Annotated in this window: 26 protein-coding genes, 1 tRNA gene and 1 riboswitch; of the genes, 12 read left to right on the forward strand and 15 right to left on the reverse strand. The window is 42.1% G+C overall.

Going from position 1 to position 24,284, the window contains the following annotated elements; all coding sequences use genetic code 11:
- Window positions 1–76 precede the first annotated feature (76 nt).
- From BLP33_RS06565 to ppk1, 3 genes are all read right to left on the reverse strand, one after another.
- Entirely contained in the window at window positions 77–640 is a 564-nt protein-coding gene (locus tag BLP33_RS06565) for a UbiX family flavin prenyltransferase (protein WP_175489951.1), read from the reverse strand.
- Window positions 641–813: 173 nt separating this feature from the next.
- Window positions 814–1,692 carry a Ppx/GppA phosphatase family protein gene (locus tag BLP33_RS06570; RefSeq protein WP_090525907.1) on the reverse strand — a complete coding sequence of 293 codons (879 nt, stop codon included), beginning with the start codon at window positions 1,690–1,692 and terminating at the stop codon, window positions 814–816.
- A 2-nt stretch (window positions 1,693–1,694) separates the two neighbouring features.
- The gene (gene ppk1, locus BLP33_RS06575; RefSeq protein ID WP_090525908.1) at window positions 1,695–3,740 is read right to left on the reverse strand and encodes a polyphosphate kinase 1; all 2,046 of its coding nucleotides are present in this window, start codon (window positions 3,738–3,740) and stop codon (window positions 1,695–1,697) included.
- 193 nt (window positions 3,741–3,933) lie between these two features.
- Between ppk1 and BLP33_RS06580 the strand changes: the two genes are divergently transcribed.
- Window positions 3,934–4,425, forward strand: a complete 492-nt coding sequence (locus tag BLP33_RS06580; RefSeq protein WP_090525909.1) for a YajQ family cyclic di-GMP-binding protein — start codon at window positions 3,934–3,936, stop codon at window positions 4,423–4,425.
- A 93-nt stretch (window positions 4,426–4,518) separates the two neighbouring features.
- Here BLP33_RS06580 and bioB read toward each other — a convergent pair whose 3' ends face one another.
- The 5 genes from bioB to ribD all read right to left on the reverse strand — a co-directional run bounded on the left by bioB (window position 4,519) and on the right by ribD (window position 9,742).
- Window positions 4,519–5,526 (reverse strand): biotin synthase BioB, encoded by a 1,008-nt coding sequence (gene bioB, locus BLP33_RS06585; RefSeq protein WP_090525910.1) that lies wholly within the window; start codon window positions 5,524–5,526, stop codon window positions 4,519–4,521.
- A gap of 216 nt (window positions 5,527–5,742) precedes the next feature.
- Window positions 5,743–7,095, reverse strand: a complete 1,353-nt coding sequence (gene mgtE / locus BLP33_RS06590; RefSeq protein ID WP_090525911.1) for a magnesium transporter — start codon at window positions 7,093–7,095, stop codon at window positions 5,743–5,745.
- An 88-nt stretch (window positions 7,096–7,183) separates the two neighbouring features.
- Window positions 7,184–7,798: an IMPACT family protein gene (locus BLP33_RS06595; RefSeq protein ID WP_090525912.1), complete on the reverse strand. Its 615-nt coding sequence runs from the start codon at window positions 7,796–7,798 to the stop codon at window positions 7,184–7,186.
- A gap of 9 nt (window positions 7,799–7,807) precedes the next feature.
- Window positions 7,808–8,686: an EamA family transporter gene (locus BLP33_RS06600; RefSeq protein ID WP_090525913.1), complete on the reverse strand. Its 879-nt coding sequence runs from the start codon at window positions 8,684–8,686 to the stop codon at window positions 7,808–7,810.
- A complete protein-coding gene (gene ribD / locus BLP33_RS06605) occupies window positions 8,687–9,742 on the reverse strand; it encodes a bifunctional diaminohydroxyphosphoribosylaminopyrimidine deaminase/5-amino-6-(5-phosphoribosylamino)uracil reductase RibD (protein ID WP_090525914.1) in 1,056 nt (351 codons plus the stop codon).
- Between the two features lie 33 nt (window positions 9,743–9,775).
- On the opposite strand from ribD, the gene prmC reads away from it, so the two are divergent.
- Window positions 9,776–10,645, forward strand: a complete 870-nt coding sequence (prmC, locus tag BLP33_RS06610; protein WP_090525915.1) for a peptide chain release factor N(5)-glutamine methyltransferase — start codon at window positions 9,776–9,778, stop codon at window positions 10,643–10,645.
- A 2-nt stretch (window positions 10,646–10,647) separates the two neighbouring features.
- On the opposite strand, the gene BLP33_RS06615 is transcribed toward prmC, so the two are convergent.
- The 3 genes from BLP33_RS06615 to BLP33_RS06625 form a co-directional block, all read right to left on the reverse strand.
- On the reverse strand, window positions 10,648–11,757 hold the full coding sequence (locus BLP33_RS06615) for a hypothetical protein (protein ID WP_090525916.1): 1,110 nt from the start codon (window positions 11,755–11,757) through the stop codon (window positions 10,648–10,650).
- A complete protein-coding gene (locus BLP33_RS06620; RefSeq protein WP_090525917.1) occupies window positions 11,757–12,392 on the reverse strand; it encodes an ABC transporter ATP-binding protein in 636 nt (211 codons plus the stop codon). Before BLP33_RS06620 ends, BLP33_RS06615 begins: the two co-directional genes overlap by 1 nt.
- Window positions 12,393–12,505: 113 nt before the next feature.
- Window positions 12,506–13,495 (reverse strand): D-alanine--D-alanine ligase, encoded by a 990-nt coding sequence (locus BLP33_RS06625; protein ID WP_090525918.1) that lies wholly within the window; start codon window positions 13,493–13,495, stop codon window positions 12,506–12,508.
- Between the two features lie 254 nt (window positions 13,496–13,749).
- On the opposite strand from BLP33_RS06625, the gene BLP33_RS06630 reads away from it, so the two are divergent.
- The 6 genes from BLP33_RS06630 to BLP33_RS06655 all read left to right on the forward strand — a co-directional run bounded on the left by BLP33_RS06630 (window position 13,750) and on the right by BLP33_RS06655 (window position 17,498).
- Complete coding sequence (locus BLP33_RS06630) at window positions 13,750–14,544, forward strand: PASTA domain-containing protein (RefSeq protein ID WP_090525919.1); 795 nt, start codon at window positions 13,750–13,752, stop codon at window positions 14,542–14,544.
- Window positions 14,522–14,830, forward strand: coding sequence for a rhodanese-like domain-containing protein (locus tag BLP33_RS06635; RefSeq protein ID WP_090525920.1), 309 nt, complete (start codon window positions 14,522–14,524; stop codon window positions 14,828–14,830). The genes BLP33_RS06630 and BLP33_RS06635 overlap by 23 nt, the downstream gene beginning before the upstream one ends.
- 28 nt (window positions 14,831–14,858) lie before the next feature.
- Window positions 14,859–15,911 (forward strand): endolytic transglycosylase MltG, encoded by a 1,053-nt coding sequence (mltG, locus tag BLP33_RS06640; protein ID WP_090525921.1) that lies wholly within the window; start codon window positions 14,859–14,861, stop codon window positions 15,909–15,911.
- Window positions 15,911–16,318, forward strand: a complete 408-nt coding sequence (locus BLP33_RS06645) for an acyl-CoA thioesterase (RefSeq protein WP_090525922.1) — start codon at window positions 15,911–15,913, stop codon at window positions 16,316–16,318. Before mltG ends, BLP33_RS06645 begins: the two co-directional genes overlap by 1 nt.
- An 11-nt stretch (window positions 16,319–16,329) precedes the next feature.
- Entirely contained in the window at window positions 16,330–17,310 is a 981-nt protein-coding gene (locus tag BLP33_RS06650; protein ID WP_090525923.1) for a YihY/virulence factor BrkB family protein, read from the forward strand.
- A gap of 98 nt (window positions 17,311–17,408) precedes the next feature.
- Window positions 17,409–17,498, forward strand: a tRNA-Ser gene (locus BLP33_RS06655).
- A 148-nt stretch (window positions 17,499–17,646) separates the two neighbouring features.
- Here BLP33_RS06655 and BLP33_RS27405 read toward each other — a convergent pair.
- The 4 genes from BLP33_RS27405 to BLP33_RS06665 form a co-directional block, all read right to left on the reverse strand.
- A complete protein-coding gene (locus BLP33_RS27405; RefSeq protein ID WP_175489952.1) occupies window positions 17,647–17,799 on the reverse strand; it encodes a hypothetical protein in 153 nt (50 codons plus the stop codon).
- A complete protein-coding gene (locus BLP33_RS06660; RefSeq protein ID WP_090525924.1) occupies window positions 17,787–18,074 on the reverse strand; it encodes a hypothetical protein in 288 nt (95 codons plus the stop codon). The genes BLP33_RS27405 and BLP33_RS06660 overlap by 13 nt, the downstream gene beginning before the upstream one ends.
- A 96-nt stretch (window positions 18,075–18,170) precedes the next feature.
- Entirely contained in the window at window positions 18,171–18,323 is a 153-nt protein-coding gene (locus BLP33_RS27410; protein ID WP_175489953.1) for a hypothetical protein, read from the reverse strand.
- 18 nt (window positions 18,324–18,341) lie between these two features.
- On the reverse strand, window positions 18,342–18,650 hold the full coding sequence (locus BLP33_RS06665; protein WP_139159945.1) for a hypothetical protein: 309 nt from the start codon (window positions 18,648–18,650) through the stop codon (window positions 18,342–18,344).
- A 175-nt stretch (window positions 18,651–18,825) separates the two neighbouring features.
- On the opposite strand from BLP33_RS06665, the gene BLP33_RS06670 reads away from it, so the two are divergent.
- From BLP33_RS06670 to BLP33_RS06685, 4 genes are all read left to right on the forward strand, one after another.
- A complete protein-coding gene (locus tag BLP33_RS06670; RefSeq protein ID WP_090525926.1) occupies window positions 18,826–19,941 on the forward strand; it encodes a trans-sulfuration enzyme family protein in 1,116 nt (371 codons plus the stop codon).
- 217 nt (window positions 19,942–20,158) lie between these two features.
- Window positions 20,159–20,269, forward strand: a riboswitch (SAM riboswitch).
- Window positions 20,270–20,512: 243 nt separating this feature from the next.
- Window positions 20,513–21,832 carry an O-acetylhomoserine aminocarboxypropyltransferase/cysteine synthase family protein gene (locus BLP33_RS06675; protein ID WP_090525927.1) on the forward strand — a complete coding sequence of 440 codons (1,320 nt, stop codon included), beginning with the start codon at window positions 20,513–20,515 and terminating at the stop codon, window positions 21,830–21,832.
- A gap of 91 nt (window positions 21,833–21,923) precedes the next feature.
- Window positions 21,924–22,979, forward strand: a complete 1,056-nt coding sequence (metX, locus tag BLP33_RS06680) for a homoserine O-acetyltransferase family protein (RefSeq protein WP_090525928.1) — start codon at window positions 21,924–21,926, stop codon at window positions 22,977–22,979.
- Window positions 22,979–24,214 (forward strand): homoserine dehydrogenase, encoded by a 1,236-nt coding sequence (locus tag BLP33_RS06685; protein ID WP_090525929.1) that lies wholly within the window; start codon window positions 22,979–22,981, stop codon window positions 24,212–24,214. The genes metX and BLP33_RS06685 overlap by 1 nt, the downstream gene beginning before the upstream one ends.
- Window positions 24,215–24,284: the final 70 nt, after the last annotated feature.

The following is a 24,284-nucleotide window of genomic DNA, read 5'->3' on the forward strand; positions in this document are numbered from 1 at the left end:
CCGTTAAAGTTCGGACATATTTCGGGTAACTAAAACGACACGTAACCGCAATTACTTAACCGAAACGATGTGGAATTCAGATCCCCTTCCACTCATAGCTTTTACTTTCCAGCCCTATTAAATCAATAACCCGGTTTACTACTGTCATAGCCAGCTCTTCTATAGTTTGGGGCTTGCTGTAATATGATGGAATCGCCGGACATATGATCCCACCTGCTTCTGTAACAGTCGCCATGTTTCGTATATGGATCAGGTTGAACGGCGTGTCACGGGCTACCAATACCAGTTTACGGCGCTCTTTAAGGATCACGTCGGCCGCACGGGTGATCAGGTCGTCAGAGATCCCTCCTGCTATCCTTCCAAGCGTCCCCATAGAGCATGGAACAATGATCATGGTATCAAACTTTGCCGAACCCGAAGCGAAGGGTGCCATGAAATCATTTTTAGCGTAAAATTTAAAAGGGAACCGGCTGTATTCTTCGTTGTCGAGTTCAAACTTCCAAACATCTTTGGCATTATCTGACATAACAACGCCCACTTCGGCAATTTGATCCTGTAATTGGGTTAGTTTTTTTAGCAGCAGACTGGCATATATTGAACCACTGGCGCCCGTAATAGCAACAACTATCTTTTTCTTCATAATTACTCCTTCAACAACCCAAACACACAAAAAGTTAGGGGCACAAAAAAGGGTCGAATAACTTGTACCCGACCCTACATCTACCTATGAAAAACATGCCCTTGAGAGGGCACTACAAATATAATAACACTTTTTAAATTATTAAACAATTTGTTAAAATAATTTTAACCTGTTTATTGAATATTTTTTTCTATTAAAGTTTGGATAATTCCATCAACCATACCTACCCTGGGTACATATATATTTTTGATGTTGGCATTTTTCATTACCGTAAGGTAAATTTCACAGGCAGGAATAATTACATCGGCCCTATCCTGGTTTAGGCCAAGCACGTTGATCCTGTCTTTTAATGAAAACGAGCTCAGGTAGGTATATAATGATCTTAGTTTAGCAAAAGTTAGCGGCATATCTTCTTTTTCTTCGGATAGCCTGAACAGTTTATTAATGTTGCCGCCGGTACCTATGCCTGATAATTGCTTAAAGTTACGGGTATTGTCGCGCACAAAATCCTTCATTTCGTTCCAGGTTTCTTCAGTGTCCTGATTATCCAGAATGCGGATGGTGCCAATGTTAAACGAACGCGAAACGATCAGCTCCCCTGCCGAAAACAGCGAAAGCTCTGTACTGCCGCCGCCTACATCAATATAAAGGTAGTTTTTGCTTTTATCAATATTTTGCTCGGCATGACTGGCATAAATGATACTGGCTTCTTTAGATCCATGTACAATTTCAATATCGATATTAGCCTCATCCTTAATCAGCTTCACAACATCTTCCCCGTTTTTAGCTTCGCGCATGGCCGATGTTGCACAGGCTAAATAATCGGTAACCTTATAAACATCCATCAGGTTACGAAAAGCAACCATTGATTTAACCAGCTCTGTGGTTTTTTTCTCAGATATATGCTGCTGTATAAAAGCATCGTCTCCCAAACGCAACGGAACACGGATCAGGGTATTTTTTTTGAACGACACCGATCCGGTGTTTTGAATTATGTCGGCAATTAACAGCCTCACGGCGTTTGAACCTATATCAATGGCGGCGTATCTCAATGTTATTTCGTTTTATTTTTTAAATAATTATATATTTCAATTTGCGCCCGGTGGCTTTCGGGCGAGTTTGTTTTGTGGTATTTGTTGGTGTTCTGGCTGTTGATCTCACGGGCTTTGGTGTTATCCTCAAGCTGGATATCAATAATATCCCTTATCTCCTGCTGCAGCTTTTCGTCATATATCGGGAAGCCAACTTCAACACGGTTGTCAATATTTCGGGTCATGAAATCGGCCGATGTAAGGTAGATCAGCTCCTTGCCGCCATTGCAATAAATGTGCACCCGCGCGTGCTCAAGATATTTATCTACAATACTAATCACCTCTATATTTTCGCTATAGCCTTTCACCCCGGCAATTAAGCAGCACATCCCCCTGATGATCATCTTAATTTTCACGCCCGCATTACTGGCCTGGTAAAGCTTGCTGATCATTTCCTCATCGGCCAGGCTGTTCATCTTCAGGATCATATACGCCTGCTTGCCGGCTTTCGCGTTTTTGATCTCGTTATCTATCAGCCTGTAAATTGCAGGCCTTGAGTCAATTGGCGATACGATGAGGCTTTTGAGCCCCTTAGGCAATAATCCCTTATTAATTGCTTTAAAAACATTCACCAGGTCATCGGTGATTCTTTTATTAGCTGTAAAAAGGGTATGATCGGCATAGATCTGCGCTGTTTTTTCATTAAAATTACCGGTTGAAAGGCAGGCATAATAAGCCAGCTTACCTTTTTCGGTACGGCTAACCAAACATATTTTTGAGTGCACCTTGTAACCGGGCACACCGTACAATACTGTTACGCCCTCCTCTTCAAGCCTGTTACTCCAGTGAATATTGTTTTGCTCATCAAAGCGGGCCCTTAACTCTACAAGGCAGTTTACCTTTTTGCCGTTTTTAGCGGCATTGATCAAAGCATGGACCACTCTTGAGTTTTCGGCCAAACGATATACAGCAATGCTAATCTCTTTTACCTTAGGGTCTATAGCGGCCTCGCGCAAAAAATGGATCACGTAATCATACGATTGATAAGGTGTACTTACCAGGTAATCCTTTTTGGCGATGAGCCCTATAAGGCTTTTACCGAATGAAAGGTCGGCCACAGGGAGTGCTATATATTTGCTATACTCAAGCTCCGGCCCACCAACGTTGGGGAACGCAATAAAGTTCTTGAAATTATGGTACCTGTTACCCGGGATAAGACTTTCGCCATGCAGGCCCATTTTGCCTACCAGGTATTTCAGCATATCCATAGGCATCTCTGAGTCATACAACAAACGCATCGGTTTACCTTTTTTTCGCTTTTGAAGGCTCTTGGCCAGTGAATCGACAAATTTTTCACTCACCTCTTTATCCAGGTCAAGCTCCGCGTCGCGGGTAAGCTGGATGGAGTAAGCCTCAATACTATCATGTTCAAAAATGAAAAAGATATCCTCCAAACTGTACCTGATAATATCATCAAGCAAAATAATGAACTTCAGGTTATTGGTATCGGGCAGTTTAACAAAACGCGAAAGGTTATCCGGGAACTCAATAAGGGCAAACCTCGTTTTTTTATTGGTGGTAAGCTTTACAAAAAAGTAAACGGCCCTATCCCTAAGCTCAGGCAGCGGTAAGGTATCATTGAGCATGATCGGCACCAATGTAGCCAGCAGCTTTTCCCTGAAATAATTTTTAACGAAGGTACCACGGGTTACGTTAAGCTGTTTATCATTAAGGATAAAGATCTTTTCTTCGGCCAGTTGTTTAACAATGATGTTTTCGTACAGGTTATTGAATTTACGTTCCTGCCTTACTACAATATTCTTGATCTGGTTAAGGATCTTTTTAGGGTTATAACCAAGTATCTCTTTCGATTTTTCATTAAGTGCAGCTAAACGGCTTAGTGTGGCAACCCTCACCCTGTAAAACTCGTCGAGGTTAGATGAAAATATAGCTAAGAACCTAATCCGGTCTATCAGGGGAACGGTCGGGTCGGCCGCTTCCTGCAAAACCCTATCGTTAAAATATAGCCAGCTTATTTCTCTGTTAATTAAGGGAACCTGTTTATCCATAAAAATTTCTCGCTTTACAGCCAGATGTTACAAATCTGCTTATTTATTTGTTAACTTAATATTAACTCATGAGGAATTAACCTGTTTTCATTCATCATTATTTATTGCAGAAATTAAACAATTTGTTGCAATATTGCGCTGTATGTTAACAATACATTAGTTTTGCAAAACATTTATAACCAACACACTACTTATGCCAACATTTGATATAGTTAGTAAAATAGACGGGCAAACGCTTGATAACGCGATAAATACCGCCAAAAAAGAGATCCTGAACCGTTACGACTTTAACGATTCAAAAAGCACCATCGACCTGGATAAAAAAACAAACCAGGTTACCATAGTTACTGAAAACGATATGCGCCTTAAAGCCATACAAGACAGCATTATAAGCCGGATGGTTAAACAACATCTTGATCCCAAAGCGCTGGATTTTGGCAAAGAGCAATATGCATCGGGCAACATGATCCGCAAGGAAATCAAGATCAGGGAAGGTATAGATAAGGAAGCTGCTAAAAAGATAGTAAAGAAAATTAAAGATAGCGGCCTTAAAGTGCAAGCCTCCATCATGGACGATCAGGTGCGGGTGCAAGGAAAAAAGATTGACGACCTGCAATCTGTTATCAGCCTTTGCCGCGCGGAGGATTTTGGCCAGCCATTGCAATATATTAATATGAGAGACTAATAGAAATCTCTGATATTAATGTAAAAAATCCTATTAAAACAAAAGGAGCCATGCATTTTGCTACGGCTCCTTTTGTTTTATCTGAAAGCGCTATTAGCCCGCAACTTCAACTTCTTCTTTATTAACTTCATTAGGCCGGCCATTTTTGAAAGCTTTACGCGGCGATAAACCAAGCAATTCAAACATAGCCATATCGGTATCAAATGATGGGTTTGGCGTGGTAAGCAGCTTTTCGCCGGCAAAAATTGAATTAGCTCCTGCCATAAAACAGAAAGCCTGTTCAACCGTACTCATCTCCGTACGACCGGCAGATAAACGCACTACGGTTTTAGGCATAATGATCCTTGTTGTAGCCACCATCCTAACCATGTCCCAAACAGAAACACGGGGCTGATCGGCTAACGGAGTTCCTGCTACCGGAACTAAAGCATTAATAGGCACTGATTCGGGGTGTTTGGGCAGGTTCGACAATGTTTTGAGCATGGATACCCTGTCCTCCACCGTTTCACCCAGGCCAATGATGCCGCCGCTGCATACAGTGATCTTCGCTTTGCGCACATGTTCAAGCGTTTTAAGACGCTCATCATAGGTACGGGTGGTGATGATCCGTTTGTAATCTTCTTCGGATGTATCAAGATTATGATTGTAGGCATATAAACCGGCATCGGCCAAACGTTGCGCCTGGCTTTCTGTAAGCATGCCAAGGGTACAGCACACTTCCATATCAAGGCTGTTCACCGCTTTAACCATATCAATTACCTTATCAAAATCGCGGTTATCGCGAACCTCACGCCATGCTGCACCCATGCATAAACGTGATGCGCCACCGGCTTTTGCCTTTTCGGCAGCAGCAATTACTTCATCTTTCGGCATTATGGCATGTACATTTACACCCGTATTATAACGGGCAGCCTGCGGGCAGTAAGCACAATCTTCAGAACATCCGCCTGTTTTTATCGAGATCAAAGAACTGATTTGCACTTCTGCATAATCTTTATTCTCGCGGTGGATTGTAGCGGCCTTGTATACAAGATCAAGCAATGGTGTATGGTATATTTCGGCTATCTCTTCTTTAGTCCAGTTATGTCTAACTTCTGTCATCAGTTTCAGATTAAATTCGTCCCAACAATGTTATTAAGTTATTGTAAACACGCAAATATTCAAAGATTATTTATAAATATAACATTTTGACAGCCCTCAAAAAGAAACTTACTATATAACAAGGTTTTAAATATTTGGCAGCTTAGCCCTTCCGGGGTTCGTGTCCACGCTAACTGCTTATAAATTGCCGTGGGACAGGGACAACCAGCGGATATACTACTTCAATAAAAGCTTGGTAGCTAACCACAGCGGTAGTAAAAACCCTATACAATCGGTAAAAGTGGTGATGATGATGGATGATGCTACTGCGGGGTCAATCCCTACCCTTTTCAATATCAATGGAATGGAAGCGCCTGTTAAGCCTGCTATGATCAGGTTGCCTGTCATGGCTAAGAACAACACCAGGCCAAGCAGCGGATTGGCATCGTAAAAGAATGCTACTATAAACACGATGAGCCCATTGGCCGCGCCGTTGATCAGGCCTACTAAAAACTCTTTTAATACGGTGTTATAGGCTTGTTTATCGGAAAGATCACTTAATGAAATACGCCTAACAGTTACCGCCAATGCCTGTGTTGCGGCATTGCCACCCATACCTGCTATAATAGTCATATAAGCCGAGATAATGGAAAGCTTGGCAACTGTCGAATCAAATGTTCGGATAATGGATGCAGCAAGGAATGCTGTGCCCAGGTTGATCACCAGCCATGGCAAACGGCTTTTTACTGCCTCCAGCCAGTTACCGCTCAATTCTTCATCTTCAGATACACCGGAGATCTTCAGGATGTCCTCGGTGTTTTCCTCTTCCATTACGTCGATAATATCATCCACCGTAACGCGTCCGAGCAGTTTCATGTGATCATCAACAACCGGGATACTGGTGAGGTTATATTGCTTAATGAGACGGGCTACCTCTTCCTGGTCAAGCTCGGCTTTTACATAAACAAAATCGGTAGTTACCAAATCGCTGATGCGGGCATCGGCGCGGGCTTTGATAACTGTTTTAATGGAGAGAATCCCTTTCAGTATGTCGTCATTATCAACTACGCAGATGGTATAAAACTCTTCCATCTCTTCCGATTGTCGGATGATCTCATCAAGCGCATCCTTTTTATCCAAGTTGATGTTTACCTTGATGATCTCAGAGTTCATCAAACCACCGGCAGTATCTTCGGCATAGGTCATCAATGCCCGGATGCTGCTGGCATCTTCATGATCGAGGTCTTCTAAGATCTCTTCCTGGTGTTCTTCATCGAGCTGGGAAATGATGTCGGTAGCATCATCATAGTCAAGCTCTTCAACTATCTCCGTACGTTTTTCGGGATCGAGGTTTACAAGCAGTTCAGCAGGGCCATGCTCTTCGTCCATTTCCGATAAAACTTCCGAAGCGACGTCGGCCGGGAGGATATTGATGATCCTTTCTTTTTCTTCCTGCTGAAGTTTTTCAAATAATATAGCAATCTCCGAAGCGTGATATTCCTTCAGAACATTCTCTAACTCAGCATCATCGGCTTCGAGCGCTGTTTTAATGCGGAGCAGGTCGGTTTTATCTAATTCAAAAGATTGCATACCCGACTAAATTAAAACAATTAGACCACAATTAAGGAATTAAATGGACACAAAAAGAGTGCCTAAAGTGGCTATTGTAATGAAATAGTTAGATGCTGTGGTTGTATTTAACCTGCGAACCGTTCACCTTGTTTAATTTAAAAAGCGCCTGCTCAACCTGCGTTTTTCGGATAGAAAGCTGGATACTGCAATCATTGTCAAATTGCTGATTAAGTACACCAAGCCCCTCTTCCTTAATGATCCGCATCACATCATTCATTTGCAAATAATCAAATGAGATAGTGTATACGTCATTTACTGTTTTTGAAATGATAACCGCCTGCTTTAATGCTTCTTCAGTTGCGGCTTTGTAAGCGTTGATTAAACCGGGAACACCTAACAAAGTACCGCCAAAATACCGAACAACTACAACCAGAATGTTGGTGAGGTCTTTTGACAGAAGTGTATTTAAGATTGGCCTGCCGGCGGTACCCGAAGGTTCCCCATCATCATTAATCCTAAATACCGAGCGATCGATAGTTAAACGCATTGCCCAACAATGATGATTAGCCTTTGGATGTTCGGATTTTAATTGGGCAACAATAGCCTTGATATCGTTTTCAGAATTTACAGGAAAAGCATAGGCCAGGAATTTGCTGCCGCGGTCGCGAAAAATGCCTTCAGCAGGGTTTTCTATCGTTTTATAAGTATCGTCAAAAAGCATTCAGAAATATTACAGGTGCAGGAAACTCAATGTTTGCGGGAAATAAATAATAACAATCGCCAGTACGGCTACGGCAATGCCAATTTTGTTAATCAGGCTCAATTTCTCTTTAAATACAAATATGCCAACCAATGCACCGACTAAAATAACACCTATGTTTACTGACGAAAATACTGCCGAAGGACTATTGGCCAGCGCCTGATGTGCTTTTAAATAAAACAGGATATTACCAAAATTAGCTATCCCCAATACCCAGCCTATGAGGATATGCGGCAATGAAAATTTCATTTTTTTAGTGGATACCTGGTAAATCAAACCCGCAAGGGTTAATATAAAAGCAATAATGAAGATCACAAAAATAGCTGTGGTAAAAGGCACATTACTAACCTTGGTAAGCTGTTTTAGCAATACATCAATTACGCCAAACCCCAGGAAAACAATTAACAGGTAAATCCATGAGCCCTTTTCAACTTTGCTACCTGCCGATTTTTGCCAGGGTATAGAGCAGATGATAGCAATGAAAGCCAGCGTAATGCCAATGGCTTTTACCGTACCGGTAGCTTCGCCAAATAAAACAAATGCCGCAAGTATGGGAATGAACAGGGATAAACGTTGTGCTACATCCGTACGAACAATACCGGCTTTGCGTACCGAAGTTGCCATAATTACAAATATTGCCGGAAACAGGATGCCTAATGCCAGATAATTATAAACAGGCCCGTTTTGAATTATACTTAACTGTGGTTTAAAAAAGAACCATGTAAGCAATATAGCCATAGAATAATTCCAGGTGATGGCCTGATAAACATCTACATGGTAACGTTTTGCCAGTTTTAGCAAAACAGATACGATAACACTACAGCAAATACTTAAAAAAACAAACAGCATTTATATAATGGGCTTATTGTATAATAATTTTAAACGGTCGGCGCCTACAGGATATTCCTCGGCAAGTATACCTGTTATTTGCGGTGCTTTTATACCTTTCCCTAAAACTTTATTACCGGTAAATACCCTGGCCTCGTCCCAAAGGCCGGCTTCAATAAATGATTCAAGTGTTTTAGCACCTCCTTCAATAATAACAGATTGGATATCCTGAAGATATAGTTGGTACAAAATGTATTGCGGCACAAAGCGTTCAAAATCTTCAAGTGCTATATACCTGTTTTTACCGTCAACATCAAACTTAACCTCGTTAAATATCAACGTTTCTGCAGATTGATCAAATATGTTCAACCCTTTATTTAGTTCCAGCCTTCGATCTATCACCACACGTTTGGGTGATGGGCCATCCCAGTAACGGGTATTTAATTGCGGGTTATCACTTAGTACTGTGTTTTTGCCTACCAATATAGCGTCTTCTTCACTACGCCACTTGTGCACCAGCTTGCGTGATTCGGGGCCGGTAATCCAGAACTGGCTGCCATCTGCCGGAGCAAAAAAGCCATCCTGGGTTTGTGCCCATTTTAATATAATATATGGCCTGTGCTTTTGTACTTTGGTAAAAAAACGGCGGTTAAGCCATTGACATTCTTGCTCCAGTACGCCGGTTATTACTTCAACGCCTGCCGCCTGCAGCTTTTCGATGCCTTTTCCGTCAACCTGGGCGAAAGGGTCGCGGCAGCCTACTACTACTTTAGGGATTTGATGTTTGATGATGAGATCGGCACAAGGTGGTGTTTTGCCATAGTGTGCACAGGGCTCTAATGAAACATATATCACCGAAGCTTTGAGTAACTCGGCATGGTTATTAAACTTGGCAGTAACCTGCGCAATAGCATTAACCTCGGCATGGGCCTGGCCATATTTCTGGTGATAGCCCTCTCCTATTATTTCGCCATTGTGAACTACAACTGCGCCAACCATTGGGTTTGGGCTAACATAGCCTGCACCCAATTGAGCAAGCTCCAAACAGCGGCGCATATATTTTTCATGTTCAAGCATGCTGCAAAAGTAGCTTTTATGTTACTTTGTTGCATGATTACAATTAAGGATGTTTTTGAAGATTACAGGCAGCAGATAAATGGCATTTATGATACTAAGGAAACAGAGGCTGTTACATTACTTGTTGTTGCCGAAGTTACCGGCTTGTCAAGGGCATCCATAAAAGCGTTTCCTGAAAAGGAACTAACCGAAGACCAGGCTGCTCAGATCAAAAACATCCTCACCGAACTAAAAACAGGTAAACCAATTCAATATATTTTCGGCATCGCCGAGTTTTATGGGCTGCCCTTTAAAGTGAATTCTTTTGTACTCATTCCGCGGCCCGAAACTGAAGAACTGGTAGAATGGATTCTTTTTGGAGCGGGTGAAAGGCGAAAGGCGAAAGGCGAAAGGTTTTCTGTACTGGATATAGGTACGGGCAGTGGCTGTATCGCCATCAGCCTGAAAAAGAATTTGGCAGATGCGGATGTTTCTGCGATAGATATATCCAAAGGAGCTTTGGAAACTGCTAAGGAAAATGCTTTATTAAATGAAGTTGAGGTTAATTTTATTCTGGCTGATATTTTAAATATTGGGCCTGGTAAAGAAGAGGCTCAATATGATATCATTGTGAGTAACCCTCCCTACGTTACCCTTGATGATAAAAAGCAGATGCATAGTAATGTTACGGATTTTGAACCTCATACTGCTTTGTTTGTACCCGAACATGATCCGCTGATATTTTACAGGGCTATAGCTGATTTTGCCTTAAGTAATTTGATTGCCGGCGGCCTGCTTTTTTTCGAGATTAATGAAAATTTAGGTAATGAAACTGTTGAGCTATTAGCTGGTAAAGGATTTAAAAACATTGAGTTAAGAAAAGATATGAGCGGAAGGGACAGAATGATTAAAGCACAGTTTTAAAGCTACAGCTTATCGCTTACCTCTCCATCAAATTTGTAATAATTATTATAGAACAGCAGGTAGGCTAAACTTAAGTTTAACGGTATAAGTATCCAAAGCAGCTTGAACATAATGATCCAAAACAATACTATAAATAAACCCAGGACCCATTGCAGGTACTTATCCATGTTAAGCCCAAACCAATAAAGCAGGCAATGGAACAGCATTGCAGTACTTAATGCTACAAACAACAACTCTGCAGCCATTAAAGGGTTAAACCTGCTGAAGAGCCAGATACCTTCTGGAATTAGTAAAAAGAAATACACGCTAATAAAGTTCAGGAAGAGTTTCGGCCTGCTGTATGGCAAATTGCGGGAGAACCCAAGATCGTTCTCTTCAAACTTCCTCTCTTCAAATATTAAAACAATATGTGTGGTGATCACCGCGAGGATGGCGATGCCTGCAACCCGAAAATCAGTTTTAACATCAGCAAATACGTAAAATACCGCGGTGATGATAAGCCAGGAAAGCGCCTTGGTAATCAGGTAAGGAACCTTACGCTTGTCAAAGAGGTGGTAAATGTAAAGGCTGAAATAAGGTTTGCGCCATTTGCTGCTTAACCTCAATAATATGGATCGGCTACTGCCATCAATAAGTCTATTAACTTGTCTCGTATAAATAACTGCGCTTAAATAAGTTAAGGCAGTTAGATACAGTAAAACGCAAACCGGCAATAAATAATAATGATAGGCAAAGCCCACACCAACGGCAATAAACGCGTATAAAATTATCGGTAATAGTATAGCGGCCTGCGCCCAAAACCAGCTTTTTAATTGTTTCCCTTTGCTCAGGGCATTGCTGCTATAAAATAAAAAATGCTGTCCTGAAGCGAAGATTTGTCCGGATACATAATGCCAGCTTTTAACGGCATAAATAAACCAGCCTGTAAACACCAGGGTCGTCACAACCCAGCTACTGTCCATGGCTAACATCAGCGACTTGTGATAACCTATTAAGTATTGAGGCGGTACAATGCCAACCATCGCTAAAAACACAAACAACAGGATTCCCGCATGTACCCGGAAAAAACCGCCGGCAAATATTTTTAACAATACGTTAGTTAGCGGCTTCATCAGCTGATAAACTTTAAGGTTTGATCTTCTACTAAAAGCTCGCCCGATACAGGTAGTGAGCCATTCTCCAATATTTGGTGCGACGATAATAAAAAACTGGTTCCCTGTTGCTCCTGCCGCTCCCTTATCCAGGTATTTAATATTGCCAACGAGGCCGTATCAATAGTGATCAAAGGTTCGTCGAGCAGGATCAATTTGGGCTTGCCCAAAAAGGCAAGTAGCAGGGAAAGCTTTTTCATCATGCCACTGCTGTAAGTGCCAACCGGGCGGTCAATGAAGCTTTGCATGCCCATGCTTTTAATATACTGCTCCTCCTGTCGCGCCGGCGCGCTTTTAGCAGCGATAAACAGGGCGATCATTTCTGAACCTGTTAAAAAATCGGGAAATACGGGTTCGGCCTCGGCAAAGTTTACCAGCTTGCGGTAAGCCACCGGTTGCTTTTTTATGCTGATGCTTTCATCAAGCAAGATATCGCCATGAAACGCTAATATCCCGGCAATAGATTTTAGCAGGGTGCTTTTACCGGAACCATTTACCCCTTTTATCCAGTAAATACCGTGCTTCAATTGCAGGTTCTCAATTTTTAAGGCCGGATAACTACCGTATGATTTTGTAAAGTTTTGAAATTGCAACATCGTTGGTTTGATAACAAAATGAACCTGTTGTTACACAAAAAAGAGAGGCCTGAATGTGCCTCTCTCACAATAAAATTAAAATAAATCCGAAACCGAAAATCTCAATTCCGAAATTATAGCGCTGCTCCTTCAATCAGGGCGCTGTAAAACTCACCTACATCCATACCTGCCGCACGTACCTGTTGCGGAATCAAACTGGCGGCAGACTGACCTGGTGTGGTGTTGATCTCAATAAAATAAAAATCATTACTGCCTTCAAGCAAAATAAAGTCGATCCTGGCCATGCCGCGGCAGTTGAGGCGGGTATACACCTCGGTAACTATGCCGGCAATTTCTTTAACCTTTTCAGCCGAAAGGTCGGCGGGAGTTATTTCTTGTGTTACACCAGAAGTATATTTCGCCTCGTAATCAAAAAAATCTTTTGAGGTTATAATTTCTGTAGCAGGCAATACCTTTATTTTACCGTGCAGGCGTGCTATACCAATGCTGAACTCGCGGCCTTTAATAAATTCTTCTACTAACACCTGGGCATCTTCCTGAAATGCTCTGTTCAATGCTTCCGGCAGGCCGGCTATGTTTTGAACCTTGCTCATACCCACGCTGCTGCCACCATTATTAGGTTTAACAAACAACGGAAATTTCAAATTAGCTGCTATTGTGGCAACGTCATGCACATCGCGCTCAAATAAACGCATGGAATGTGCGGTATGCAAGCCATGGATCCCGTGCACGATAGCTTTGGTATAAGCCTTGTTCATGGTAATGGCCGATGTTGTAGCGTCGCAGGTATTATAAGGGATGCCAAGCATATCAAAATAGCCCTGCAGCTTTCCATCCTCGCCGGGGCTGCCATGAATGGTGATGAAGGCAAAGTCGAACTTTATTTTTTCCTGGTTAAGGGTGATGGTAAAATCATTCTTGTCAACATCGACTGTCGCGTCATCTGCTTCAAAAAACCACCTGTCGCGGGTAATTAATATAGTATAAACTTTATAGTTGCTGTTTGACGCCAGATTAGCTGCGATATTTTTTGCGCTGTTGAGGGATACTTCATATTCGCCGGTAAAACCTCCGGCCAAAAGGGCAATATTTTTAAGACTCATTTTATTTCGGATTTCGGATGTTCGATTTCGAATTTATTTCCAGGAGCAACGAAAGCGACCTGATTTCGAAGTCGAAATTAGAATAAATATCATTGCAAATAATACTAAAGTTTAAATTTTGAGTTTAAAACTCCCAAAATTCTGCAATAATTAATTCCGAAATCGAACATCCAAAATCCGACATCCTAACACCCATATCCAAAATAATTCCTATGTTTGATACTTAATTAAAAGGTTTACCCTTACGTATACTGATGAGCAAATTTGGGGCTTACTTAAAATCAAAATCATTCCGAAATAACTTATTAATGGCTATTGTGACCGTGATAGCCGTTGTTTTAATAGCTTTTTTTAGCCTTGGTTATTATACCCGTCATGGTTCGGGCATACCCGTACCAAAGCTTAAAGGCCTTTCCATTGATAAAGCTATGGATATTTTAAAAGAGCAGGGATTCGGCTATAAAATAGATTCTGTGTATGTACAGGACGTGGCCCCCGGTACTATCGTTGAACAAGACCCAGATCCCGGGACCAACGTTAAAGAAAGCCGGGTAATTTACCTTACCATGGTAACCCTGCAGGCGCCAAATGTAGCCTTGCCCGATCTTGAACAAAGCAATTATCGCGAAGCGATAGCTACCATATCAAATTATGGCTTAAAACTGGGCGATACAACGTACCGTTCGGATATTGCCCGCGACCGGATCCTGGAGGTACGTTTTGGCGGACAAGTGATAAAACCGGGTACCAAGATCCCCAAAGGCTCAAGGATAGATTTGGTTTTGGGCGATGGTGAGGGTGCAAGCGAAGTGGAAATACCCGAACTGGTAAATCTTGACCTTGATGCCGCCCGATTTGCTATAAAAGGCGCCGGCTTAACTGTTGGGATCATTACTTACCAGGGTACTATTACCGATTCGACTAATGTTGTTGTTGTTTCGCAATACCCGATGAAGACCGATTCATTAAGCAAAACAAGTATTGGCACGCGTATAAATCTTACTGTTTCACAAGGTACCAAAACCGATGCAGCTCCACCGGCAAATTAAAGCTTCCGAACTGATTGAGCGTTTAAGCAAAGGTGAAAGCCTTAACCTGCTCGACGTGCGCGAGGTTATTGAATTCCATACTTATAATATAGGCGGTGATAATATCCCCCTTTCAAATTTGGAGAATGCGCTTAACAGTTTACCCTACAACAAAACAGATGAGATAATCGTTATGTGCAAAATTGGTTTAAGGAGCGAAACTGCACAAAACATATTGAAGCGGTATGGCTATAACAACGTTCGTAACTTGAGCGGCGGATTAGTTGCCATTCAAAAATTAAAATAAATACAACAAACACCATCTATTCAATATCATGACCGCGGAAAAACAAGGATCAGGCATACTGAAAAAATTTATCATAGCGCTGGTAATCATTATCGTTGTGCTTTTAGGCTTTACAGGTTTCAATTATTACCTCAAATACTTTGGACCTAACGTTACGGATAAACAGGAGTACTTATACATTCACACCGGCGCAACATTTGGCGATGTTTTTAAAACAATACAAGATGAGGGCATTGTGAAAGATACTGCTTCATTTGGCTGGGCTGCCCGTAATATGAATTATATTACCCGTGTAAAACCAGGTAAATATCGCCTGCATGAAGGCATGGGGAACCGCAAGCTCATCAATATGCTGGCCTCAGGTACACAAGAGCCTGTTAAAGTTGAATTTCACGGATTGCGACTTAAAGAACAGTTTGCGGGATTTATCTCGAAAAAGATTGAACCGGATTCAATGGCGATTATTCGGCTGCTTGATTCGGCGAGTTTTGTAAGTAAATATGGTTTTACTACCGATAACGTTTATACCGTGATCATGCCCGACTCATACCAGATGTACTGGAATACGAGCCCGGAAAAGTTCTTTAAACGAATGTACGACCACTATCAGGCTTTTTGGACACCTGAACGTAAACAACTGGCTGCTGCAATAAACTTAACCCCTCAGGAAGTATCTGTCCTGGCATCAATAGTTGATGCTGAAGCGCTGCATGATGATGAAATGCCCGCCGTAGCAGGTTTATACCTTAATCGTCTTAAAAAAGGAATGAAACTGGAGGCCGACCCTACCGTGATCTTCGCGCTGAACGATTTTACTATAAAACGTGTGCTTACCCGCTACCTTTCATATAACTCGCCATATAATACTTACCTGCATACAGGTTTACCTCCGGGGCCTATCATGATGCCATCGGTTAATGCGGTGAAAGCAGTGTTAAACTATCAAAAGAGCGACTATATTTATATGTGCGCCAAAGCTGATTTTTCCGGCTACCATGCCTTTGCCACCAACGTGGCGGACCATTTGGTTAATGCGCATAAATTTCAGCAAGCCCTTAATGATCGTAACATCCGAAGGTAATGTTTGAGCACACTACTAAAATACGGGTGCGCTATGGCGAAACCGACCAGATGGGCTATATGTATTACGGTAACTACGCCGAATTTTATGAAGTAGGCCGCGTGGAGATGCTTCGCAGTCTTGGCCTTACTTATAAAGGCATGGAAGAATCGGGCATTATGATGCCTGTGCTCGAGCTTCATTGCAAATACCTGAAGCCGGCTTTATATGACGAGGAAATCAGCATCAGGGTGATCATGGATAAGCTGCCAGGCATCCGCATCCATTTCAGGTACGAACTTACAAACCCAAAAGGTGAACTTATTAATACCGGCGAAACGCTGCTCGTATTCATTAACATGAAAAACAGTCGCCCATGCCTGCCACCGCAGGATTTTACCGATAGATTAATGCCCTTTTTTAAGTAAATTTGGTGTAAATGAAATGGCTGCACCGCTTTTTAATCCGGTTTACGTTTTACAGGTACATCATCGAGTGGACGAAGTCTGTCATTATTCCGGGTTTCAGGCCATTGCCTCTTTATACAGTTATAGACTTTTTTGTAAAAGAGATCACCAATAACTCGCTTATTAACCGGGCATATGCTTTAGCCTATAGCTTTATGCTCGCCGTTTTTCCGGCTACTATTTTTTTGTTCACGCTTATCCCCTACGTGCCCATAAAACATTTTAAAGGCAACCTTATGATGGTGCTGGCCTCTGTAATGCCTACAAATGCCTATATGGCGTTCAGAGAAACCCTTTTCGATATCGTAAGTAATCAAAACGGCAAGCTCCTTTCCTTCGGTTTCCTGACAACCTTGTATTTTGCTACGAATGGCGTTATCAATCTCATGAAAGCCTTTAATAAATCCTCATTAATTGAGGATAAACGGAGCTGGCTTAAAAGGCGCCTGGTAGCCACAGGAATTACTGTAGCTATAAGCTTCGCGTTATTACTGGCCATTTCCATACTCATCCTTGGTCAATCCATTATCCGGTTCATCCAATCGCATGTGGCGTCTGAAAATCATTTTTGGGTTTACCCTGTGATGCTGTTCAGATGGGTGATTATTGTGGTGATCATTTTTGTAACCATAGGGTGCTTATACCGTTACGCTCCTGCACATAAAAAGAAATGGAATTTTATTAATCCTGGCTCCATACTGGCTACAGCACTGGCAGTTTTAACCTCACTGGGCTTTTCCTATTATATCAACAATTTCTCGTCGTACAATAAAGTTTACGGCTCGATAGGTACGCTCATCGTTGTGATGATCTGGATGTATATAAACTCATTAATTTTGATAATCGGGTTCGAATTAAACGCGTCCGTAGAGCTTTCCAAGCGTACAATTCGCATTGTAAAACCCAGATTTAACACTTTTCGGGCAAAAAAAACCGACCAGTCAAAAAATTAACTTATTATTAATCAATAGTTTATATAGATTATTTAATTAAATAAAAAAAAGTGAAATTCAAATTTGGCAATTCGCCCCGGATTTGTACTTTTGTCCCCGGAGAGTTGGCAGAGTGGTCGATTGCGGCAGTCTTGAAAACTGTTGAACTGTGAAAGGTTCCTGGGGTTCGAATCCCTAACTCTCCGCCAAGTATCTAAGCCCTGAAATAGCTGATTTCGGGGCTTTTTCTTATACTAGAATAGCCACTCTTACCTGAACAAAATGGTTGATGTGACCAAAGTAAGTGCATCCGTTTGGGTTTGAAAAGACAGCCAATGCATTTGGAAAGCTTCCTGTTTACCGCACCGCTATAATCACACGTTGATAGCTGGTAAGAGACGGTGTGCCGTTATCCGTTGCCTGAAAAACAATGTGAATTGTTTGGCCAGAAACAGCGTCTTTAGGTACCCTGATTTGTGTTTGCCTGGCTTCGGGGTTTAATATCGACACTTTTCCCTGATAAGTTCCTTGTTGAAATTGCACCAGCTAACAGAAACCAGATTTCCGTCAGGATCAGAAACGGCTCCGTACAGTCTGATCGTTTCGCCGGCTGTTGCCCTGACATTTAATGGACCTTCTATTTTGGCAACTGGCTCGTGATTTGCCAGTGCATATATTGGCGTTACCGACCATTTAATCCGGGCAGCAAAATCCCGCTGAGCGGCAGGAAAAAAGTCAGGGTCCGTATTATTTCGATCTTTCGGCGCAGCGAGTGAAGCTGCCATAGCCTGGGATGACGTATCACTATTCTGGAAGAAGGCGTTTTTACCTTTAGGATCAATAAATCCGGTGCCGCCCCAGCCTCCATAAGTACCTTTTTCTTATGCACGTAATCCATTGTCAAGCATGTTCATAAACGTTGGGTCGTCGCCCTCCCCTAACCATGAACCTTTTTCCTGAACAGGCATCCATACAATATAACCCATTTTCTTCAACTCGTCGTTAGTATGTCCGCTGAGACCAAAATAGTCCATGATGTCGCCTTTTACCATTTATTTTCCATCGCCCCATACTCTGTACAGGGCTCCCAATGGCCCCCTGTCTGATATATTTTCCTTCATCCAGGATGCTGTCATATAAACGGAATCCTGTGAAGCTGCATTTAGCTGAGCGCCATATCCATAGTTCGGTCCGCCTTTAAACTCACGGTATTCAAAAACCCCTCGCTGTAACAACGCCATTTTGAACGGTGATCTTGGTTTCGGAGCCATAACCAAAAACTGAACCGTTATTAGCGGTATAAGTATATGAATTTTTACTTTCAGTCTTAAAGTTTTGCCATACTTTATAGCTTTTGTCATAAGCGGTATCATTGGCATCTTTTTTTCAGGCAGATAGCCCAATAATAACAAACAGGAAGATAAAGCACGTTTTCATGCGGTTTGGTTTTTAAACCTATTCGGCAAAAAATATAAAAACGCTACAGCTAATAACAAATATTCTTGTTTATTTTGGGCGATATCATAATACAATACCATGAAAACTGAAACTATAGCGATACATGCCGGCAACCATGTTGATGAAGCAACAAGGGCCGTTATACAACCCATTATTATGTCAACCACTTTTGAGCGCGGTGAGGATGGCGGTTTTCCGGCAGGTTATATTTACAGTCGCTCATCGAACCCCAATCGTCACGCACTGGAGCATGTGCTGGCAAAGTTAGAGGGAGGTGTTGAAGCAGCTTGCTTTTCATCAGGTAATGCGGCCGGGATGTCGGTATTTCAATCATTGGAGCCGGGCACCCATATAATTGCGCCGGATGATATGTATCATGGCTTACGTAATCAGCTTAAAACCCTTTTTGCCGGGATCCTTACCTTCGATTTTATTGATGTAAACGATACCGGGGTTTTACAACAGCACATCAAGCCCGAAACAGGTTTGATCTGGATTGAAACACCTTCAAACCCCCTGCTTAAAATAACCGATATTAAAAAGGTGGTTGCTATTGCCAAAGCAAAGGGCATTAAAGTTTTGTGCGATAATACATTTGCCACCCCTATGTGCCAGCGACCACTTGAGCTGGGCGCGGATATGGTTATGCACTCAGCCACCAAATATTTTGGCGGACATAGCGACCTGATGGGCGGCGTGTTGATCACGGCCGAAAAGAATGATTGGTGGACAAAAATCCGCCAGGTGCAGGAAATGGGTGGCGCAATCCCCTCGCCTATGGATTGTTATTACCTGGTACGCAGTATTAAAACTTTACCATACCGTGTAAAAGGCCACGTACAAAACGCACAGTTATTAGCCGAATACCTTGAACAGCATCCCAATGTTGAACAGGTAATGTACCCCGGTTTGCCCTCGCACCCGCAGCATGAGATAGCTAAAGATCAGATGCTGGCTTTTGGTGGCATGTTATCTTTTACTATTAAGGGCGATGAGAACGACACGCATAACATCATCAATAAGCTGAAACTATTTATCAAAGCTACCAGCCTTGGTGGTGTTGAAAGCCTAATAGAACACCGCGCTACTGTTGAAGGGCCGGATACCAAAACACCACGAAACCTGCTAAGGGTTTCGGTTGGGCTGGAACATATTGATGATTTGATTGCCGATATGAAGCAGGCTTTGGCTTAGGCCTTTTAAGGTAAAAGGATAAAGGTTAAAGGCGAAAGGTAGCTGCATTTGTCTAAGCTTAAAATTGTTCTCGAATGAACCTTTTGCCTTTGGCCTTTTACCTTTAACCTTAAAAAGAAATAAAATTTGGTATATTACCTCACAATCCCTTATATTCGCAACATTATTTGGTAGTGATACCAACGTCGATCAATCCTCCGCACATAGTTCGGGTTTTGATTTATAAAGAAGCGGCGAGAGATCAGGCTCAATGACCCGCTGGCAACCCTTCAATGTTGAAGAAGGTGCCAATTCCTGTCCCGGCAAATAACACCGGGGAATATAAATTTATAACCATGAAAAGTTTAATTAAATTTACGCAACGCAACACTTTTTACACCGCAAACGGTAACATACAACATATTAGCTCCCCTATTAGCTGTATTTGTATGTGTTGCTGCTGTTGATGCTTAGCACGCTCCTATCTTTCATTTTCTGAAAAGCGTGTGTTAAACCGGTTGTTTTTAAACCGGCTTTCCAAATTCATCTAAACATTCAAAATCTAAATTAAACACATTAAAAAATTACAACTATGTCTGCCTTAAAATTCGAAACCTTACAATTACATGCCGGTCAGGAAGTTGATTCAACAACAGGTTCACGCGCTGTGCCCATTTATCAAACTACTTCATACGTATTCAACAGTGCCGAACATGGTGCAAACCTGTTTGCGCTGAAAGAGTTTGGTAATATCTATACCCGCATCATGAACCCTACTACCGATGTGTTTGAAAAACGCATCGCAGCGTTAGAGGGCGGTGTGGCGGCACTGGCGACAGCGTCGGGCCAGGCATCACAATTTATAGCATTAAATAACATCCTGCAGGCTGGTGATAACTTCGTTACTTCACCTTTCCTATATGGTGGTACTTATAACCAGTTTAAAGTAGCTTTCAAACGCCTGGGTATCGAAGTACGCTTTGCCAAAGATGATACAGCAGCCAATATCGAAGCGCTTATTGATGTCAAAACAAAAGCCATCTTTTTGGAAACAATAGGTAACCCGGGTTTTACCATTGCCGATTTTGAAAAGGTGAGCGAAGTTGCCAAAAGGCATGACCTTCCGCTAATTGTTGATAATACTTTTGGTGCCGGTGGTTACCTCTTCCGCCCTATTGAACATGGCGCTAACGTGGTTGTGGAGTCAACCACCAAATGGATTGGCGGGCATGGTACCAGTATTGGCGGTGTTATTATCGATGCAGGCAATTATAATTGGGGTAATGGTAAATTTCCTCAATTTACTGAACCATCAGAAGGTTACCACGGATTGGTATTTAACGATGTTTTCGGCATTGGGGGCCCGTTTGGCAATATCCAGTTTATTATCCGTGCCCGTGTGGAAGGTTTGAGGGATTTCGGCCCGTCGCAGGCTCCATTTAATTCATGGCTGAACATTCAGGGACTGGAAACACTTTCGTTACGTGTGCAACGTCATGTTGATAATGCCCTGCAACTGGCCAAATGGTTGGAGCAGCACCCACAGGTGGCAAGCGTAAATTACCCGGGACTGGAATCATCGCCATACCATGAGCTGGCTAAAAAATATTTAAAGAATGGTTTTGGCGGCGTATTATCATTCGAGATTAAGGGGAGCAAAGAACAGGCCAGCCGATTGATCAATAACCTTAAACTGGTGAGTCATTTGGCCAATGTCGGGGACGCAAAAACACTCATCATCCAGCCATCAGCAACCACGCATCAGCAATTATCTGATGAAGAGCAATTAGCTGCCGGTGTTACACCAGCATCATTGCGCGTGGCTGTTGGTATTGAGCATATTGATGATATTAAAGCTGATTTTGAGCAGGCTTTTGCAAAAATTAAGCAAGGTGAGGGTGAGTTAGTTTAATAATGTATAGTTTTTTTTAAGTGATATAGTAAACGTTATTGCAGGTTGCAGCCGGAAATACCGGTTGCACCTGAAATAACAAAACAACAGAATGAACGCAGAGATATTTAAATACACTGATACTTTTGAATTTGAATCGGGCCGTACAATTGAAGGTTTAGAAATAGGTTTTCACACTTATGGCCGGTTAAATAAGGAAAAAAATAACATTGTTTGGGTTTGCCATGCGCTTACTGCCAACAGCGATGTATTTGACTGGTGGAAAGGGCTTATTGGCGAGGGGTATTTTTTTAACCCGGAAGAGCATTTTATAGTTTGCGCCAATATTTTGGGTTCTCCTTACGGCACTACAAGTCCGTTGAGCATTAACCCGGTTACCGGCCAGCCATATTATCTTTCATATCCCCAGTTTACTACAAGGGATATGGTTAAAGCGCACCAGTTGCTTGCCCAGCATTTAAACATTAATAATATCAGTGTATTAATTGGAGGTTCATTAGGCGGCCAGCAGGCTATGGAATGGGCTATTATTGAACCGGAGCGCATCAAAAATCTTATTCTGATAGCAACTAATGCCAAGCATTCACCATGGGGCATTGCCTTTAACGAGTCGCAACGTTTGGCTATCACTACCGACCGCACCTTTTACAGCAATACGCCCGAAGGCGGTCAGAAAGGCTTAAAAGCTGCGCGCAGTATCGCGCTTTTAAGTTATCGTACTTATAAAACTTACGGCATTACCCAGCAGGAAGAAGCCGACGATGTGCAGGACAATTTCCGCTCTTCATCGTACCAAAATTACCAGGGGCAAAAGCTGGTGAACCGCTTTAACGCCTATAGTTATTGGTACCTGACCAAAGTGATGGACTCACACAATGTGGGCCGGGGCCGTCACGGTGTAGATAAAGCGTTGAGCCTCATCAAGGCAAAAACATTAGTTATCGGCATCTCGTCGGATGTTTTATTCCCTGTTGAAGAACAGCAATACCTGTTCAGGCATATCCCAAAAGCTGCCTTTTCCGAGCTGGATTCGTTTTATGGGCACGATGGATTTTTAATTGAAACAGAAGCATTAACAAAAATATTCACATCATTTTTTAAAACCGATGTGAAAGGAAAAATTATAGAACTGCAACGTACAGCGTAATGAGTAAAAAGTTAAATATCGGCCTCTTCGGATTTGGAGTTGTTGGCCAGGGGTTATATGATATCATCAAAACAAAGCATTTAAATATCGAGATAGTAAAATTTGCTATTAAAGACCCTAATAAAAAACGTTCTTTACCGGCACATTTATTTACTACCGACAAAGAAGAACTGCTTAATAACCCGGAGATCAATACCATTGTTGAACTGATCAATGATACCGAAGCTGCTTTTGAAATTGTTTCAAGAGCATTAAAATCAGGCAAAAATGTAGTATCTGCAAGTAAAAAAATGATCGCCCTGCATTTGGACGAACTGATCGAAATTCAGCATCAATACGGCACATCATTATTATATGAAGGCGCTGTTTGCGGTAGTATCCCTATTATCCGCAATTTGGAAGAATATTATGATAATGAACTACTGCATTCAATCAGCGGTATTTTCAATGGCTCATCAAACTATATCCTTTCAAAAGGCTTTATTGAAGGGCTCGATTATGATAGCGCATTGAAACAAGCCCAGGACCTGGGTTTTGCCGAAACCGACCCAACCAGTGATGTTGGTGGTTTTGACGCCAAATACAAGCTGGTTATTGCCGCAGCGCACGCTTATGGTGTAGTTGTACAGCCCGATGAGGTATTTAACCTGGGCATTCAGAACCTTGCAGCTGCCGATTTGCAATATGCCCGCGAAAAGAACCTCAAAATTAAACTGGTGCCGGTAGCCAAAGAACTTGACGACCGCAACGTTGCCCTGTTTGTATTACCTAAGTTTGTAAACGACAAAGAGTTTTTATACAACGTTGAGTATGAATATAATGGCGTAACTGTACAAGCTGCCTTTGCCGATCAGCAATTCTTTTTCGGGAAAGGCGCGGGCGGCCATCCTACCGGTTCGGCTGTACTGTCGGATATTGCGGCGCTGCGCTATAACTACCAGTACGAATACAAAAAAGCTAAAGAGAAAACAGACCTTAATTTTACCAATAACATTGAATTAACCATTTACCTGCGTTATGATGACGAGGAACTGGTTGAAGCGCTGAACTTTGAGCATATCAATGAGCGCTACTATTCAGGTAATTATAAATTTGTGATAGGAAAAATCAATTTGCAAAATCTGATCGCTAATCAACATCGTATATCTGAGAGTAAGGCTTTCGTAGCCTTTGCCGATCAGCTTACGGGGGTCAGCTTAGCATCGGTAACTAAACAAACAGCTGAAGTTTTTTAATAGATTCTCCGGTTGTTAATAAAAAAAGGCTTCTCAAATTGGGAAGCCTTTTTACATTTAATTAATTTTC

This window comes from Mucilaginibacter sp. NFR10 (assembly GCF_900100445.1).
GTDB classification, from domain to species: Bacteria; Bacteroidota; Bacteroidia; order Sphingobacteriales; family Sphingobacteriaceae; genus Mucilaginibacter; species Mucilaginibacter rubeus.

What these genes read in the sequence shown, in the direction of transcription:
- BLP33_RS06595 (WP_090525912.1), bottom strand. Translation starts at nt 7,798, where the DNA reads ATGCTTTTTGACGATACTTATAAAACGATAGAAAACCCTGCTGAAGGC.
- BLP33_RS06615 (WP_090525916.1), bottom strand. Translation starts at nt 11,757, where the DNA reads ATGAAGCCGCTAACTAACGTATTGTTAAAAATATTTGCCGGCGGTTTT.
- BLP33_RS06670 (WP_090525926.1), top strand. Translation starts at nt 18,826, where the DNA reads ATGAAAACTGAAACTATAGCGATACATGCCGGCAACCATGTTGATGAA.
- BLP33_RS06635 (WP_090525920.1), top strand. Translation starts at nt 14,522, where the DNA reads ATGCAGCTCCACCGGCAAATTAAAGCTTCCGAACTGATTGAGCGTTTA.
- BLP33_RS06620 (WP_090525917.1), bottom strand. Translation starts at nt 12,392, where the DNA reads ATGTTGCAATTTCAAAACTTTACAAAATCATACGGTAGTTATCCGGCC.
- BLP33_RS06565 (WP_175489951.1), bottom strand. Translation starts at nt 640, where the DNA reads ATGAAGAAAAAGATAGTTGTTGCTATTACGGGCGCCAGTGGTTCAATA.
- BLP33_RS06630 (WP_090525919.1), top strand. Translation starts at nt 13,750, where the DNA reads ATGAGCAAATTTGGGGCTTACTTAAAATCAAAATCATTCCGAAATAAC.
- BLP33_RS06665 (WP_139159945.1), bottom strand. Translation starts at nt 18,650, where the DNA reads ATGACAAAAGCTATAAAGTATGGCAAAACTTTAAGACTGAAAGTAAAA.
- ppk1 (WP_090525908.1), bottom strand. Translation starts at nt 3,740, where the DNA reads ATGGATAAACAGGTTCCCTTAATTAACAGAGAAATAAGCTGGCTATAT.
- metX (WP_090525928.1), top strand. Translation starts at nt 21,924, where the DNA reads ATGAACGCAGAGATATTTAAATACACTGATACTTTTGAATTTGAATCG.
- prmC (WP_090525915.1), top strand. Translation starts at nt 9,776, where the DNA reads ATGATTACAATTAAGGATGTTTTTGAAGATTACAGGCAGCAGATAAAT.
- BLP33_RS06580 (WP_090525909.1), top strand. Translation starts at nt 3,934, where the DNA reads ATGCCAACATTTGATATAGTTAGTAAAATAGACGGGCAAACGCTTGAT.
- BLP33_RS06675 (WP_090525927.1), top strand. Translation starts at nt 20,513, where the DNA reads ATGTCTGCCTTAAAATTCGAAACCTTACAATTACATGCCGGTCAGGAA.
- BLP33_RS06660 (WP_090525924.1), bottom strand. Translation starts at nt 18,074, where the DNA reads ATGGCAGCTTCACTCGCTGCGCCGAAAGATCGAAATAATACGGACCCT.
- BLP33_RS27410 (WP_175489953.1), bottom strand. Translation starts at nt 18,323, where the DNA reads ATGGACTATTTTGGTCTCAGCGGACATACTAACGACGAGTTGAAGAAA.
- bioB (WP_090525910.1), bottom strand. Translation starts at nt 5,526, where the DNA reads ATGACAGAAGTTAGACATAACTGGACTAAAGAAGAGATAGCCGAAATA.
- BLP33_RS06650 (WP_090525923.1), top strand. Translation starts at nt 16,330, where the DNA reads ATGAAATGGCTGCACCGCTTTTTAATCCGGTTTACGTTTTACAGGTAC.
- mgtE (WP_090525911.1), bottom strand. Translation starts at nt 7,095, where the DNA reads ATGCAATCTTTTGAATTAGATAAAACCGACCTGCTCCGCATTAAAACA.
- BLP33_RS06625 (WP_090525918.1), bottom strand. Translation starts at nt 13,495, where the DNA reads ATGAGTCTTAAAAATATTGCCCTTTTGGCCGGAGGTTTTACCGGCGAA.
- BLP33_RS06645 (WP_090525922.1), top strand. Translation starts at nt 15,911, where the DNA reads ATGTTTGAGCACACTACTAAAATACGGGTGCGCTATGGCGAAACCGAC.
- BLP33_RS06600 (WP_090525913.1), bottom strand. Translation starts at nt 8,686, where the DNA reads ATGCTGTTTGTTTTTTTAAGTATTTGCTGTAGTGTTATCGTATCTGTT.
- BLP33_RS06685 (WP_090525929.1), top strand. Translation starts at nt 22,979, where the DNA reads ATGAGTAAAAAGTTAAATATCGGCCTCTTCGGATTTGGAGTTGTTGGC.
- mltG (WP_090525921.1), top strand. Translation starts at nt 14,859, where the DNA reads ATGACCGCGGAAAAACAAGGATCAGGCATACTGAAAAAATTTATCATA.
- ribD (WP_090525914.1), bottom strand. Translation starts at nt 9,742, where the DNA reads ATGCTTGAACATGAAAAATATATGCGCCGCTGTTTGGAGCTTGCTCAA.